This window comes from Proteus sp. G2609 (assembly GCF_963896135.1).
In the GTDB taxonomy this organism is placed as follows: Bacteria; Pseudomonadota; Gammaproteobacteria; order Enterobacterales; family Enterobacteriaceae; genus Proteus; species Proteus mirabilis.
Genome location: NZ_CAWQNB010000024.1, coordinates 151,665 through 168,369 on the forward strand (window position 1 = coordinate 151,665; position 16,705 = coordinate 168,369).

General features: G+C 37.3%; 10 protein-coding genes and 1 tRNA gene. 4 read left to right on the forward strand and 7 right to left on the reverse strand.

The genetic code is table 11. The features are described 5' to 3' along the window. Positions 1 to 704 precede the first annotated feature (704 nt). The 3 genes from AACV01_RS06355 to AACV01_RS06365 all read right to left on the reverse strand — a co-directional run bounded on the left by AACV01_RS06355 (position 705) and on the right by AACV01_RS06365 (position 8,643). Positions 705 to 5,639, reverse strand: coding sequence for a DNA repair ATPase (locus AACV01_RS06355; RefSeq protein ID WP_161682602.1), 4,935 nt, complete (start codon positions 5,637 to 5,639; stop codon positions 705 to 707). Positions 5,640 to 5,731: 92 nt separating this feature from the next. Next, complete coding sequence (locus tag AACV01_RS06360) at positions 5,732 to 7,927, reverse strand: hypothetical protein (RefSeq protein ID WP_004245785.1); 2,196 nt, start codon at positions 7,925 to 7,927, stop codon at positions 5,732 to 5,734. 86 nt (positions 7,928 to 8,013) lie between these two features. Continuing rightward, positions 8,014 to 8,643, reverse strand: coding sequence for an OB-fold-containig protein (locus tag AACV01_RS06365; protein ID WP_161682604.1), 630 nt, complete (start codon positions 8,641 to 8,643; stop codon positions 8,014 to 8,016). A 478-nt stretch (positions 8,644 to 9,121) separates the two neighbouring features. Here AACV01_RS06365 and AACV01_RS06370 point away from each other — a divergent pair, with 478 nt between their 5' ends. From AACV01_RS06370 to AACV01_RS06385, 4 genes are all read left to right on the forward strand, one after another. Beyond that, positions 9,122 to 9,718 carry a LemA family protein gene (locus AACV01_RS06370; protein ID WP_004249259.1) on the forward strand — a complete coding sequence of 199 codons (597 nt, stop codon included), beginning with the start codon at positions 9,122 to 9,124 and terminating at the stop codon, positions 9,716 to 9,718. Then, positions 9,715 to 10,893, forward strand: coding sequence for a TPM domain-containing protein (locus AACV01_RS06375; protein WP_104836757.1), 1,179 nt, complete (start codon positions 9,715 to 9,717; stop codon positions 10,891 to 10,893). The genes AACV01_RS06370 and AACV01_RS06375 overlap by 4 nt, the downstream gene beginning before the upstream one ends. 25 nt (positions 10,894 to 10,918) lie before the next feature. Then, on the forward strand, positions 10,919 to 11,065 hold the full coding sequence (locus tag AACV01_RS06380; protein WP_004245778.1) for a hypothetical protein: 147 nt from the start codon (positions 10,919 to 10,921) through the stop codon (positions 11,063 to 11,065). Positions 11,066 to 11,273: 208 nt separating this feature from the next. Then, positions 11,274 to 12,251, forward strand: coding sequence for a 5'-nucleotidase (locus AACV01_RS06385; RefSeq protein ID WP_104836756.1), 978 nt, complete (start codon positions 11,274 to 11,276; stop codon positions 12,249 to 12,251). 292 nt (positions 12,252 to 12,543) lie between these two features. On the opposite strand, the gene AACV01_RS06390 is transcribed toward AACV01_RS06385, so the two are convergent. The 4 genes from AACV01_RS06390 to aspA form a co-directional block, all read right to left on the reverse strand. After that, a tRNA-Phe gene (locus AACV01_RS06390) sits at positions 12,544 to 12,619 on the reverse strand. Between the two features lie 294 nt (positions 12,620 to 12,913). After that, positions 12,914 to 13,486 carry a division control transcriptional repressor DicD gene (gene dicD / locus AACV01_RS06395; RefSeq protein ID WP_049218956.1) on the reverse strand — a complete coding sequence of 191 codons (573 nt, stop codon included), beginning with the start codon at positions 13,484 to 13,486 and terminating at the stop codon, positions 12,914 to 12,916. Positions 13,487 to 13,678: 192 nt separating this feature from the next. Then, positions 13,679 to 15,004, reverse strand: coding sequence for an anaerobic C4-dicarboxylate transporter (locus AACV01_RS06400; protein WP_004245722.1), 1,326 nt, complete (start codon positions 15,002 to 15,004; stop codon positions 13,679 to 13,681). A gap of 158 nt (positions 15,005 to 15,162) precedes the next feature. Continuing rightward, a complete protein-coding gene (gene aspA / locus AACV01_RS06405; protein ID WP_004245720.1) occupies positions 15,163 to 16,587 on the reverse strand; it encodes an aspartate ammonia-lyase in 1,425 nt (474 codons plus the stop codon). Between the last annotated feature and the right edge of the window lie 118 nt (positions 16,588 to 16,705).

The window sequence follows — 16,705 nt, forward strand, 5'->3', positions numbered from 1 at the left end:
TACTTATCTGGTATAAAAACGAGGTTAAACCAGATAAGAATAGAATAATTTTTATAATAATCTTATTTTAAATAAAATATTTATATTGCCAAGAGTGTTAATAAAATAAAGCTAATATATTTTTATTTATTTCCAATTTATTAAATGGAAATTATTATAATCTATATGGTTGGTTTATAGCGATTTTTAATTATATCATTTTTAAATACCTTGTTCTAAGCTAACTATTTATCTTTAGATAGAGATCTCATAAATTTATAAATAGTAAATCCATATTGATATTTAAGTTGTTTCTTTTATTTCAATATATGAGTAGATATGTATTTTATGTATTTAATGCAATGGATTGTTAAATTAAATTTTTATTTATTGTTAATAATAAAGGCATTTATTATGTAGCAAATAAAATTAACATTAATAATGTTTATATTATGTATACATTTTTATTTTTAAGACCATACAATATTAATTGTAAAAATATTTAACCATATTCTGTTCACGATATTCCCTTGTTCACTAATCTTGAACAGATGCATATCGTGAACATGGAAACATGAGAAAGATTGTTAGTAAGGATTGTACATGGGTTGTAGTATTTCAATTAATCAATGATTTTTGGGGAGGATTACTCGATTTATAAACCATTATTTATGCCCTATTTAGCCCACTAAAATAAGTGAGCTAAATAAGGTTAATTTATCTCTTTAGCGCAAACTCTGCACACTTTCTACTAAATTCGCCAACTGTGACACTACGCGATCGCCAATATAGGCATTATCGCCACCTAATGCTTTGTTGCGCATAAAATCTTTTTTGATTTGCTGCCAACGAATAGCATCTTGTTCGGTTAATGTGCCACGTATTTCCGCCAGTTTTAATAAGTTCTCTTCAGCACCCGTTGTGAGTAATTGGGCTTCGCCAAGATAGTGATCGTCGAGTAAGCGTTCAATTTCTTTCTCATTCATAACCGCAGAGACTTTTTCGCTTAATTTGTTCATATTGCGATAACTGCCTTGTAAGCGGAATGCAGGCTCAGTACGATATTTATCGGATTGTGCGGCACTTGCTATATATTGTTGATTTACTTTTAAAATCACATCACGCAAAGTAATTAGATGTTTTAATACCATCACAATTTCATTAATTTCCGCATCCGAATAAGGATAACTGAGGGAATTGGTTGAAACTGATTTACCCATGGCTTTATCAACAAAAAGATAGAGATCGTTTAGATCACGTAAAGCAAGGGGAGCAAGAACTGAGTTAGAGGTTAAGCTATTTTCAATATAACTGAGTGCAAAGGCGTCATCCATTCCCCCTAATACCTCACCAAGATTATAGATATCAGCACGGTTAGCTAACATATCGGGGATCTTAAATAGTTCACCAGACTCGGTATAAGGGTTACCCGCCATCACCACACAGAATTTTTTACCGCGCATATCATAGGTTCGGGTTTTCCCTTTCCAAACCCCTTCAATACGGCGTGTGCCATCACATAGCGAGATAAATTTTTGTAGGAATTCAGGGTGTGTATGCTGAATATCATCGACATACAACATCACATTATTGCCCATCTCAAGGGCAAGATTGAGTTTTTCTAGCTCTTGTTTTGCTGTTGCGTTTGGCGCTTGCTCGGGATCTAATGACAAAACATTATGACCTAAAGCAGGACCATTTATTTTCATAAAGATCAGTCCCAAACGATCGGCTACATATTCCATTAAGGTCGTTTTACCGTAACCTGGTGGGGAGATCATTAATAATAATCCCATCAAGTCAGTGCGTTTCCCTTCACCTAATGCACCGATCTGTTTTGCCATATTGTCACCAATAATTGGCAAATAGACATCGTTAATCAGTTTATTACGCACAAATGAACTGAGAGGTTTTGCTTTAAACTCATCTAGTTTTAAACGCTGGCGCTCTTCAAGAACAATTTTTTGTCGTAAAGTCAGATAATGATTAAAGGCGGGAATAAAGGTTTTACGCTGTCCGCGCATACGACTGAAATAATCATCTAAACTCAATGAAAGTGTTTGATTTTCAATAGTAGGATGCTCACCTAATAATCCGTTTACCTTAAAGTATAAATCAACCTCGCTATAACGTGCAGAGGCGATTTTATCTAACATAATAATGGCAATTGCCCCCGGAATATAAGGGGTTAGATGAGCATAATCGGCTTGAGAGCACAATCCTTGTAGCCAATTTTGAATCAATGCCCAACGTTGTGCATAACGTGAGGCTAAATTTTGTTGTGAACGATTAAAATCAATCCACATATGAGCGGCTTCTAATCGGTTTTGTAAGGCAACAACGAGCTCTTTGGCATATTTACTGTAAACCAATTCTATTGGTGTTCTTGCTAGTGCAAAACTTAAATATTCAGCGGCTTGGATCGGAACATAAGATCCACATTTAATCGGATTATCAGTAAGGAATAGGCGGATATCCGCTTCTATTTCTGCCTGTAAATCAATTAATGCATCATCATTATGAAACAGTTGTTGAATATTCACTGCCGTTCGTGCGCGCTCTGGCCATAATGCTGGGTATTCATTAGTTTGTACTTTTTCCCAGAAAATAGCAGCAATTGCCCGTGCTGTTGGGTTGTAACGAAGCAGATCGGCACTTTCACCTACAGGTAGGAGTTTCTTTAGAATGGCGATAGCATCATGATCGTGGATCCCTTTTTCATAGCCTTCTTTATAGCGAGGTGTTGCGAAATCACGTACTAACTTTTCTAATTTTTCAGGTACACTCAGTGCTTCTTTTAAGATTTCAAGGGTTAATCCATCTTGACGTTTTGATGCAGCATAGATAATTGAATAGGCGAGATATTCCGCACGATACACCGTTTCAGATTCTGAACTTAATGTCGCATTCCAGTAAGGGCGCAGTGTTTCAAGCTCTGGATGGTCGATTGGCTCTTGGAAATCGGTACCGGTTAGATATAACCAAAGCTTATCTTCTTTCGGTAAAATAGTAAGATCTAGCTCTTGTGTATTAACACTAAAACGGTGACGAGGGCCTAATTTAATAACATTGCCACCCTCTTCAAAGATATCCGTTTTATCACGTAAGATACGGATGGCTTGATCACGAGACGATTTAAGACGGGCATCAATATCATCTGCTTTAACGTTGTCATTGATTTCTCTTAGTTTTTCAATGATTTCACGTGTTTTTAATGCTAAAGGATCAGAGGCAAAAAAAGCATTTAATTCATCTTGTGATTGCAACCGAGTTGTTCTACGTTGCAGATTTTCTAAGAGACGATTAGCAGCAGTTAATAAGCTTTGTGAACGACGTTGACGATCGTCAAGTAACGATTGTTTATGCGCCTCAAAAGTCTCTAATAACTCTTCACGTTTTGACAAGATATCATCAAGAAATTCATCATGCTGACTAAATTGGCTTTCTAATTCTTCTAGCTGTACTAGCAGTCGTGAAAGCTGCTCTTCACAACGTTCCGGATCTGTTGCCAGTGATAAAGCATTGGTGATCCCCTGACTAAATAGGCGGAATTGCGCACCAAATTGAGCGACGGTTTCTACGCTACTTTGTGATTTTCTTTTTTGCTGTAAGCGAGCTCGTGATTGATTGAGTTGTGCATAAATTTGGGAGATGGCATCAATAATCTGTGTTTGTTGCGTCACATCCTCAAAGGTGAGTGATGCCATCAGATTTGACAGCATGTCTAAATCTTCTGACATCTGCGCCATCTCATTCATTGGTACATCAAGCTGAGCACTGTTTTGTGCTTTTTCTATCTGTTGTTCAAAAGTAGTAAGCTGTGTTTTAAAAGGCTGTAGCGCTTTGTCGCTGGCAAGAAATTGGGCTGTGGCTTGCGAAACACGTTGCTGTGCCTCGGTTATTTCCGTTTCCATTTTATTTAATTGCGTTAAATCCATATATCGGAATTCACGCAAAGAAATAAGGTGTCCATGGTGTGTATTGAGCGAATTTAAACTATCAACAAATTGTTGAATATCGGTCCAACTATCAGGCAGTGTCAGTGATAACAGAGATTTCTGACGGTTGATCGCTTCTTGCATTGATTTCGCTGATTGTTGACGAATACTTTCGACTTTTTCATATTCATCAAGCACTAATTCACTTGTTTGAGCGATCTCTTTTAGTAAGGGGCCAATACCTAGACAGTGTTCATCATTAAACCAGTAATAGAGATCTAATAAGCTTTTTGGTTGTTGGCTAAGTTGCTCATAACGAGCGATGGAAACTTGGCTACCTTCAATTTCTTTGGCGACATGTAAAATTTCTGAGATCCCGCGAACTAAATCGGCATTACCAATACGCCCATAAAAGCCGTTTCGTGGCGGTTGTTTATCGGCAAATTCTTCAGAATAGAAGGGCGTTTGCCAAACTTGCATCGGGTGAACACGGGTAGCTTCTTCGCCTTCCCCTTCAAATAGCACCATTTTGCCATCTTCTAGCATGGCATAGCCATGACCGACCAATGGTGTCGCCAATTTACGCTCAATCATATTGTAATTAAATAGCGCGAGACGACCTTGTGTCGGTGAATAGAAGACATACAGCACATCTTCACCGTTAGGTGAACGACGTAAACGACGAAAATACATACCTTCCATTGGTTGATCAAAGGTTTTGTAATCGCCATTTTGTAGATAGTAGCCACCAGGGAAAATGATACCGTGATCTTCCGGAAGTTGCACACAAGCTTGCCCAATGGCATCAATACGCTGAACACTTTGTGTTAGTGTGTTATAGACTAAATAACGCCAATTCTCTTCGCGGTAAGGAAGCACTTTTAATAAAATTAAACTGCCAGTTTGTGCATATTCAATTTGTGCATCATCAAGGGACTGGTTTTTATCTAACACCGCTTCACGATAAATTCCTAAACCATCTTCGGTATTGTTTTCACATTTGACAGTCAGATCGCCACCGGTGGTTTCTACAAAGACTGTATCTAAAATGTTGATATGAGGAAAACGTCCATTTACCGTATCTTCACGTTGTGTTTTTATCCAATCAAAATCGTAAGCAGGGGGGAGTGCTATATCGCGTTCGCCACGATTATCAATATATTCAATACGTTGTTTGTCACTGGATATCGACCAACGGAAGACGCGTACATCGGTAATACGATCGCCAATTTGAAAACTAGCGAGTAATTTACCATCACGCTCAACTAGCTGTAGTAGTTGCGTATTTTTATAGTAAGTGTATAACTCGGTAAAATCTTGGATAAAGCGATTATCATTTAAAAAAGTGCCTTCATAAGCAACCGCTTCAACATCAAACTCGCCATCATTATCAATTAAGCGATAAAGTGAAAAAACATCTTCAAGATGCGTTTCTCGTTTTAAACCGAGGAAAACGTTATAACCAAATAGTAACCATTCACCAACGCGAACAATATCTCTTGCTTGGCAATTATTCTCTGTTCGAATACGAATACGGCCAATGATATCCATTTGGCTTTGACCAAATTCAGCTAATCGATGCTGATTGAGTTCAGTGGCTTTTACATGTAACTGCTGACCTTGCTCGGTAAGGCGTTTACGCAATATTTCATATGCGCCACCTTGTGCAACAGCGCTATCAAGTATTTCCTGTTCGCGATTCGTATCATGAATATCAGACATGGTATAACGGATTTCCTTGGCTTAAACGATAGAAACAATCGAAAAGACATAGAGAATTTCTCTATGTCTTTTCCTCTCCTTTTAGAGCGATATTAATCTTCTTTTGGGGTGTCTGATTTTGCTGTGACTTCTTTGATCAGTTGACCCGCACCTTTAGTCGCCATAAATCCATTAATTAATTCTTGAACTTCTGGATTTTTTAGCAGTGAAGCAACATCTAATTTTTTATCTTGCTGAGTACGATTAATCAATTTCTCAACGTTCTCTTTGGCAAAGCTACTTTTATCCATAAAACCATCAACCGCTTTACCTAAGCTCAGTGCTTTAGAGAAGGTATTAAAGAAGTTGCCATCACCACCGACAATTTCAATATTCGTTTTGCTCAGTGCTGCTGCTAATACATCCGCTTGCTCACGAGCAATCTCTTTATTTGCTTCAATAGAAGCCATGGCTTGTTCAAATTGTTTTTCAAGGCGCATACGGAACTCTTCATGAGCACGAGCAGTATCACTGAGGTGATCCATTGACTTGAATTTATCTGTTAAACCGTCAGCTTCTGCTTTCAGACGTTGGCGGATCACTTCTGCTTGTGCTGAACCTAATTGACCCTCACCACGCGCTTGAGCGGCCAGTTTTTCTTCAAGAATTTTCGCATCAGCAAGACCCAGTTTTTCTTTAGCATTCGCTTGTTGCTCTTCACCGCGAGCTTGAGCTGCTAATTTCTCTTCAAGAATTTTCGCTTCAGCAAAACCTTGTTGTTGTTGCGCTTGTGCTTTTGCTTCCATGACTTGCGCTTCGCTTAAGCCTTTTTCTTTCAAGCCACGCGCTTGTGCCAACAGCTGTTCCGCTGTGATATTAGCTTGTACTAAACCTTCTTTTTCTTCTGCTTCGGCAGTTGCTTGACGAACACGTGCTTCGGCAAGGCCTAATGCTGCGTGTTCAGCTTCGATCCCTTCAGCTAAGCGTTTTTTCGCTTCAGCTTGTTTCACAGAGGCTTCTAATTCTGCTTTTGCCATGGTGCTGATTTCTTCAGCTTTATGTTTTGCACTTGATTCATCCGCTTCGGCTTTTTTCACTTGGCGTACTAAAGATTCTTCGGCTTCAGCTTGCGCATTAATCACCGTCACTTGGCGCATACGCTCAGCTTCTGAGACTTCACGTACTTCTTTAATTCGCTCTTCTTCTTGTGCGACCGTTTTTTCAACAGCAACACGCTCGCGGATCACATTTGAAATATTTTTGCGCTCTTCTTCTAACGCTTTTTCTTTTTCAATACGTTGTAGTTCAACTTCTCGCTCACGAGCGACAATTTCTAATTCACGGGCACGATTAACGCGCTCTTGCTCGATAGCTACCGCTCTGGTGCGGTTTTGTTGCGCGACTTCGACTTCACGCATACGGTTTTCTTCTCGTATTTCAATTTCTTGCTGAGTTTGAATACGAGCTTGCTCTGCTTTTAGACGCTCTTCTTCTTGTACTCGTAAGGTTTCTGAACTTTCACGGGCACGGATATTATCAATTTCACGCTGTTGGCGAGCTTCTGCATCTGCTTGTTGGCGCTCTAAAGCCAGACTTGCTTCGCGAGTTTCAACATTTTTCTTTTGGATCGCTAACTCTTGGTCACGCTCTTTTTGATTCGTTTCGATATTATGTATTGCAGTAATTTCGGTAATTTTGCGAATACCTTCTGAATCAAAAATATTATTTGGATCAAGGGCTGATTTAGGGGTTTGCTCTAAATAGTCGATGGCCACATCTTCTAACGCATAACCATTGAGATCTTTACCAATCACATCAACAATACGATCACGGAAATTTTGTCTATCTTCAAATAATTTCGATAGCTCAAATTGTTTGCCGACGGTTTTTAAGGCTTCAGAGAATTTAGCACTAAATAATGTACTCACGGCTTGATGATCTGATGCTCTATCTACACCAATCGCTTTAGCGACTTTTAATACATCTTCTGTCGTTTCATTAACACGCAGGTAGAAGGCGACAGTAATATCTGCACGTAAATTATCTTGGCAAATTAATCCATCTTTACCACGGCGATCGACTTCTAAGGTTAAAAGCGAAATACGCATAAACTCTTTTTTGTAGATAACCGGATAAACTAAAGCCCCAGTAAAATGAACTTTAGGTTGTGATGTCATGTCGTTAACAATTAATGCTGTACCTTGTGGAACCTTAATATAAAACGCTTTGAACAAACCAAAGAGTCCTAAAATAACTAAGATCACACAGCCAATAATTGTTAAGAAAGGCATAACGAAAGCCAAATCCATACATTTTTCTCCATAGGTTCAGACGATGTCGTCATTTTTAATCTTAATGTGTCTGTTAACTTATTTTCCTTTCACCGAATTTATCATTAGCGGTGAAATTCATCTTCCGTTACGACTTGATAACTATGAGTAGGCGCGTCATAACTAATAATAATTACGCTATCCCCTCGTTTAATATTTTCTGTTGCTGGCGCTCTGATCTGTAAAATTAAACCGGCACCACCATCTTCTAATAGGGCTTCACCTTTTTTTTCTGTGACATATTCGGAGCGTACTACAGCAAATTTTCCTACTAGTTGGTGAACTGATTTAGGTTTGCTACGAGAAATGAGCTTATTGCGGATTGGTTTTAAGCATAGCGCTGTTAAATTAAGAGAAACAAAGCTGATGATAATAAAAGCAATAAAGCCGATAACATAACGCAATAAATCTGTTTCAATAAAACGAATAAACCAATGTACGCAAAAGTAACTAATAAACCAGCCGAACAAAGTGAAGAAGGTTAATATAATGGTTACCGGAATGCCGGCAAGCCCTAATTTAGTTAGCCAACCCGCAAGGCCCGTCGCATCGACATCTAATTCGCTATCGATATTAAATAAATCGATATCTAATAGTCCAAAAGCAGCACATAGCCAATAAAAGAGGATAATAATAAGTAAGGCACTAAAGATAATGCTAGGAAAGGCTAAGCTATTTTGGAAAAAAAGGTTCATAAAGCGTTCTCTTAAATTAACGAGATGAGCGTGTCTCTTTTAGGTTAATACTAATAATACTATGTTAAATGGTTGCAAAAACATGTGGTTGAGAACACATTTTGTCTATCTTAATTTATTTTTATGTTCATTGGTAGTTAAGATAAATGACTGAGATAGCAATGAGATAGTATTAATTCTTCTGTATTAGAAAATCAGATCATTCTTTAAAAAAGATAAAAGTGATTTTACTCTGATGGCCATACCTTATCTTAAGATAATAATTATTTTGTTGTGCAAAAAATAAATATATTGAGTGAATATTCTATTTCATTAAGAAGATAGGAGTATTGTTGAAAAATACTCAAGAAAAGATCGACTAAAAATAGTAACCACAATAAAAAATGGGTAATAATATTAAATGATTTTTTTTAGTTGATAAAAATGATAAATTTATTGCTGTCATAGAACTAAAAGCTCACCAATAAAAGGATATTTTATGCGTAAGTTAGTCGTTGGTTTGGTTTTGCTTCTTATCATTATTTTTGTTGTATTGATTAATGCTTATAATAAAATCCAGAAGAATGACGAGTTAGTTACTGCGGCGGCATCAGAATTATTAAATCAATATCAACGTCGTTTAGATTTGATCCCTAATCTAGTCAATACAGTTAAAGGGTACTCAAATTATGAAAGCCAAGTATTACAAGATGTTGTAAAGGCAAGAGCGTCTGTTGGACAAATTAATGTCAATACGCGTTTATTTGAAAATTCTACACTTGCTACCAGTTATCAAAAAGCACAGGATGATTTGGGCAAATCTTTATCACGTCTTTTAGCTATTTCAGAAAGATATCCTGACTTGAAAGCTAACACATTATATCAAGATCTAATGGTGCAATTAGAGGGAGCCGAAAATCGTATCTCTGTTGCTAGAGGGCGATATATCGAGGCAGTTCGTCATTATAATACTCAGATTAGACAGTTTCCTTATAACTTCATAGCTATCGTTATGGGATATGATAAAAAAGTCAATTTCACTGTTGAGAGTGAACAGGAAATAAAAGTAACACCAGTGGTGGACTTTGCCTCATGATACGTAAGGTTTTATTCTTATTCTCATTGTTCTTATTTAGCTTTAGCGTGATAGTGAGTGCATCAGCGAATGATATTCCTCAACTAAAAACAGATAGAGTGATTGATAGTGCAAATTTATTGACTGCACAACAATTCAAAGCGTTAAATACTTTATTGGTTAACTTCGAAAATAGTCGTAATGATGGATCACAATTTGTTGTCTATATCGTTCCAACGACAGGGAAAGAAACCATCGAATCCTTTGCTTTTCGTGTTTTTAATCAATGGAAGATAGGCAGAAAAGGGAAAGATAATGGATTATTGCTCGTGGTGGCAATTAATGATCGTAATGTTCGTTTTGAAGTCGGGTATGGCTATGAGGGAGCATTAACTGATGTACTGGCAGGACGAATTATTCGCAATGGAATGTTGCCATCTTTTCGTTCAAATAATTATTATGCAGGCATCGAACAAGGGGTTAAAAAGGCTATTCAAGCCGTTAATCATGAACCAATAAGTTTCACTAACTCACAGATAAATACTAATACACTTAAAATATTCCACACACATTTCATCTTAATTTATTTGGTAATATTAGGCGGTGTTTATTGTTTTCAGTTGATATTCTCGACGCGAAAAATAAAAAACAAAATTAATCAATTATTAGCGCCTAGAGGAAGAAAAAAGAAAAATCCAGCAGACCAAAAAGGTAAGTTAAGTATAAAGCAACGTAAACAGTTGAAAAATTATCTGCAATATTCGTACTATTTTCCTACATTTTCAACGTTATTTTTCCCCATGACACTCTGTTTTGCGGCGGTGATGTTTTATACACAAGTCTTTCTTGATGGTATTATTGATAATTTTGTTTTAGTGATAATAGTCATATTGTCATTATTATGTAATTTTATCGTATTAGTGGTTTTATTTGGTATTATCAACCTGTTATTTCCAATTTATCGGCAACAACGAAAAGAATGGAAAGCGATTTGTGTCGCTAGTCCGTTTGGTTCACCGTTTAATCAACTGCCATATTCAAAACGTATTCGTAGACGTAGTGGTTATTCAGGCTCTGGTGGTTATTCGAGTTCGTCTTATTCATCAAGTTCATCAAGTTCATCCAGCTCTTCTAGTTCTTCTAGCGGTGGGGGTGGTGGTTCGAGTGGTGGTGGGGGCGCTTCAGGGAGTTGGTAGAGGAATATGTCGCTATTTTTATCTTATGATGCAATCACCAGAGCGTAATCTGCATGTTGTGAAAAGGCTATTAGGGCATGCCAGTATTACATCAATATTAGAATACATTGATGAAAGTGTTGATAACTTGCGAGATATACTTGAAGCGGAATTGATGGGGCGAGAATATTAGAAGTAGTATTTGACTACGATATAAGTAAATGCGGTAGAGAGTAGTAAAAATAAAAAAACAGCCTTTTATTGAATAATATATTGGTTTGATAAACCAATTCTCGCTAAACAAGAAATTGAAAATAAATTAATAGCGTCTTGAATATGAATAGGTTTTTTCTCTTAATCAATATGTAAACGTTAACTAATAAATTTTTTAGGAGGTGGTTATGGCTTATGATTTGACTAATACACTGGTCATTGGTATTAGCTCAACAGCACTTTTTGATATGCAGAAATCAGATAATCTTTTTAAGGAATTCTGTTCCAGCATTCCGGAAAAAGCAATTGAGCAATATAGAAATTACATGCTTTTGCATGAGGAGGATGAGTTACTTCCTGGAACTGGATTTCCTTTGGTAGAGGCTTTGCTGGGACTAAACAAGTATAAAAAAGAAGCTGATAAATCTCCTCTTGTTGAAGTAGTGGTCATGTCAAGAAATAGCCCTGATACAGGACTTATGATATTGAACAATATAAGGAAAAAAGGAGTAGATATAACAAGGTCAGTATTCACAGGTGGGGAAACGGTGGTTGATTATCTTGAGGCTTTCAATGTGGATCTTTTTCTTACAACCAGTATTGATGATGCACAGCGTGTTATCGACTCTAATGCCTGTGCAGTAGCTATTTTAAAGGAACCTCCAAAAGAATCTATAAAATATCCTCAAGATCAGGTAAGAATTGCCTTTGATGGTGATGCTGTTTTATTCGATGAGTCCAGTGAAATTGTCTATAAAACGAAAGGAATAAACAGTTTCCATGCACAAGAAAATGCTAAGCAAAATGAACCATTGGCGGAAGGCCCTTATGCAATGCTGCTAAAAAAAATAGCGAGATTACAAGACCGATTACCTGCAAGAGTTGATTATTCACCGATAAGAATTGCTCTTGTTACAGCAAGGAATAGTCCATCTGAACTACGAGTTATAAAAACATTAAGAGCTTGGGGGATAAATGTTGATGAGGCATTCTTTCTAGGTGGGGTCGAGAAAACAAAAATACTTAAAGCTTTCAATCCTCATATATTTTTTGATGATCAAGATGTTCATCTTGAGCCAGCATCAGTATATGTCCCTTCAGGCCGAGTACCTTATGCTTCTCGCTCGCCATTATATCAGCAAATACTGTCAATCAAGCCAGCTTAAATTAGTTTATGAAAATCTCATATTCCTGATGGTTCGGTGCGGAGTTACCAAAAATAAAAAGACAAATATCATATTGAAGCGTTTCAATTAATGGGGCGAGAATATTAGAAGTAGTATTTGACTACGATATAAGTAAATGCGGTAGAGAGTAGTAAAAATAAAAAAAACAGCCTTGCAAAACAAGCCTGTTTTATTTAAGAGTTTCAATATAAGATGATAATATCAAAATATATTTTTCTAACCCTTAGTTGTTCTCTCAGCTATTTAAATTGCTGATTAACAAGTTTTAAAATGGTGCCCGGACTCGGAATCGAACCAAGGACACGGGGATTTTCAATCCCCTGCTCTACCGACTGAGCTATCCGGGCAACGAGGCGCATTAAACCGTATTCAGCGTGATGCGTCAACGTCTTTTTAATAAAAAATGCAAAAATAAGTTTGTTTGCTCTCTTTTTATTCTATTTGAGTCTGATTTTTCAGCACGAGCGATTTTCTAATAAAAAATGCTTAAATAACAATCAGTAAAGATAGTCCATTTTTATCTTTTAAAGAGATATTTTTCCTTTGCTTATCACTTAACCGCTTTTCTCTTCCCCTCATTGAGAGTAATGGTATAAGAGAATGAAATGAGCAATTACTCTAATTGCAATATTGATATGCAATCAGCTTAGCGCACCATTTTTACGACATTGGGCGATTTTAAGAATATCTTGAGCTAATAGTTTTGCTGTCGTGATATCGTCAGCGCGACGATTGACCATTAAGCGACTTAAACAGCCTTCTAAGATGAGCTCCATTTGTTTAGCGACTAACTCACTATCTTCAAGATCAAGCTTGCGTAGTAGCGTTCTAGAGTATTCAAATGAACTTTGCTTTTGGCGCTGGCTTAACTGATGGATTTGTGAATGCTCATCAGGATAAGCACTACAAGCCGCGACAAACAAACAGCCTGGGAAACGATTTTTTTCTAAGCGCATAGCCAGCTGATCGTAACGTGCTAGTAATTTTTGCTCTGTGGTCAGCGTATCATCTAACATCACTTGGCGTTGCCAAATATCAATTTGCTGTCCATGATGGCGCAGACAATCAAAAATTAACGCGTCTTTATCAGGCCAAAAAGGTTGGAGTTCAGATTCAGTAATATCAAATCCCTGCAATAACTCAGGCAACGTAGCGGCAAGCCCATGTTGCTCTAATTGGATAAGTACGTGGTCTAATAATGCTTCACGTTGCACGGAAATCTCCTTAAATCATAGTGTCGCAAGAGCCCCATAATTAACAGATTTTAATTAGAAAGGAAAGTCACTGCTGCTAGAGGGATTGCGTCAAAATAAAATCCCCTCATCCATTTGGGTGAGGGGATTTATTTTTATATTTAGTTAAAAAGTAAAGCTTTTTGCAATGTCTTTTTAAATATTGATTTTAAACTACAAAATCATACCGCCGAAGAGGAAACCAAATCCGACCGCTAATATCACACCGATAGTACCAGGGATAAAGAATGGATGGTTAAAGACTAATTTACCAATACGAGTTGTACCAGTGTCATCCATTTGAACGGCAGCAACTAGTGTTGGGTAAGTTGGTAGAATAAATAGACCAGAAACTGCTGAGAATGATGCAATTGCTGTTAATGGAGAAACACCTAAAGCTAAAGCCATCGGCATTAATGCTTTTGCTGTTGCCGCTTGTGAATATAATAAGGCAGAGCAGAAGAAGAAAATAACCGCTAATAACCAAGGATGACCTGTGATTAAATCACCGGCAGTCAGTTTGATCCAATCGATATTACTTGAAACGAAAGTATCACCTAACCAAGCAACACCCAGAATACAAATACATGCACTCATACCTGCTTTAAATGTACTTGAGTTTAAGATGTTATCTGTTTTAACTTTACAGAAAACAGTAATAAGTGTTGCCACACTCAGCATAATGATAAGGATAGCGTTAGTGGTGTTCATTAACGGCTCTTTTACAATGCCTAAACTTGGGCTATTGATAATGGCATAAGTGACCACACAAATAACACCAAGTAAGAATAGCATTACAGAAGATTTAGCACCCGGTAATGTTTCTCTACGCTCTTTACTATTACGTAATTCAACTAGACCTTGCTCTAAACGTTGACGATAAATCGCATCATCAGACAGTTTTGAGTTAAATACCCAAGAGATGATGAATGACATCAGAATAATAGCAAGGAAAGTCGCTGGTAATAAAATAGATAACAGAGTGATATAACTTACTGTATTACCTTCACCGACCATTGCAGGGTTTTCCATGACAGATGCCATATAAACAACCGCAGCAGAAATAGGTGATGCTGTAATACCAATTTGCGCAGCAACCACACCTGTTGATAATGGGCGACAAGGTTTGATGCCTTGCTCTTTAGCAACTTCAGCAATAACGGGTAATGTAGCTAAAGAGATATTACCTGTACCTGCAAAGAGAGTTAATAAATAAGTCACAATTGGCGCAAGTATTGTGATGTATTTAGGATTACGTCTTAATAGTTTTTCTGTTTGATCAACTAAATAATCTAAACCACCAGCAACCTGCATCGCAGAGATTGCGGCAATAACAGCCATAATGATGGAGATCACATCAAAAGGGATAGTACCTGGTTTAACACCGATAGCGGCTAATACTAACACCCCTAAACCACCGGCAAACCCGATACCAATTCCTCCTAGTCTCGCACCGAGGAAAATGGCCAGCAGAACGATAATCAATTCTACGGCTAACATAGCGTTTACTCCTTGAGATAATTAAAAAAATGAGAAAGATAAGTTAAATTTTTGTTTTTACAATCAAGTAAAAAGGCACGTCTCTTAAAGAGTCCGTGCCTTGTATTTTTAAGAGCTCATTCTTATGTTTAACATGATTATGTTATGAAACATAAATATTAATCATCGAAGCGTTTTGCTTTGTAAGCCGGGTGTTTTAGGTTCTCAACAGAGAAGATATCATCCAGTTGTTCTTCAGTTAATAAGCCACGTTCTAATACCACTTCACGTACGCTCTTACCTGTTTCTGCACAAATTTTACCAACGATGTCGCCGTTGTGGTGACCGATGAATGGGTTTAGATAAGTTACGATACCGATTGAGCTAAATACGAAGTGTTCACAGATTTCTTTATTAGCAGTGATACCATCAACACATTTTTCAACTAAGTTACGGCAAGCGTTGCTTAATAGAGAAATTGATTCAAACATTGCTTGACCAATAGCCGGTTCCATTACGTTTAATTGTAATTGACCTGCTTCAGCTGCCATGGTGACGCAAGTATCATTACCGATAACTTTAAAGCAAGCTTGGTTCACAACTTCTGGGATAACTGGGTTTACTTTAGCTGGCATGATTGAAGAGCCTGCTTGTAATTCTGGCAGGTTAATTTCTTTCAGGCCGGCACGAGGACCAGAAGAAAGTAAACGTAAGTCATTACAGATTTTAGACATTTTCACTGCTAGACGTTTTAATGCAGCGTGAACCATCACGTAAGCACCACAGTCAGAGGTTGCTTCGATTAAGTCTTCAGCTGGAACGCAAGGTAAACCAGTTACTTCTGCTAATTTTTCAACAGCTAATTTTTGGTAGCCAGGTGCAGTATTTAAACCAGTACCGATAGCAGTTGCACCTAAGTTCATTTCTAACAGTAATTCAGCAGTACGTTTTAGGTTTTTGATTTCTTCTTTCATTAATACTGAGAAAGCGTGGAATTCTTGGCCTAAAGTCATTGGTACAGCATCTTGTAATTGAGTACGACCCATTTTCAGGATGTCTTCAAATTCAGTTGCTTTTCTATCAAAACCTGCTTTCAGTAGCTCAATAGACTCAGTTAATTTAATAACAGAGTTATAAACTGCGATACGGAAACCACAAGGATAAGCGTCGTTTGTTGATTGGCTCTTATTCACGTGATCGTTAGGGTTCAGATATTGATATTCACCTTTTTGATGACCCATTAATTCCAAACCGATGTTTGCGATAACTTCGTTAGTATTCATGTTTAATGAAGTACCAGCACCACCTTGGAATACATCAACTGGGAATTGATCCATGTGTTTGCCTGTTTCTAAAACAACATCACAGGCTTTGATAATCGTATCAGCAATTTCGCGAGGAATAGTGTGAAGCTCTTTGTTTGCTAATGCAGCGGCTTTTTTCACCATGACCATACCGCGGATGAATTCTGGAACATCATTGATTGTACGATCACTGATGTAGAAGTTTTCAATTGCACGTAAAGTGTGGACGCCGTAGTAAGCATCAGCAGGAACTTCTCTTTTACCTAACAGGTCTTCTTCGATACGAGTTTTATTTGACATGAGAACCTTCTTATTAAAATTTTAACTGTCTAGTTATGCGCTTGTTAATAAAATATATCGTTAACGGTTAATAATGTAATATAACTTACCGTTTTGCTTGGTACTGACACGATCATAT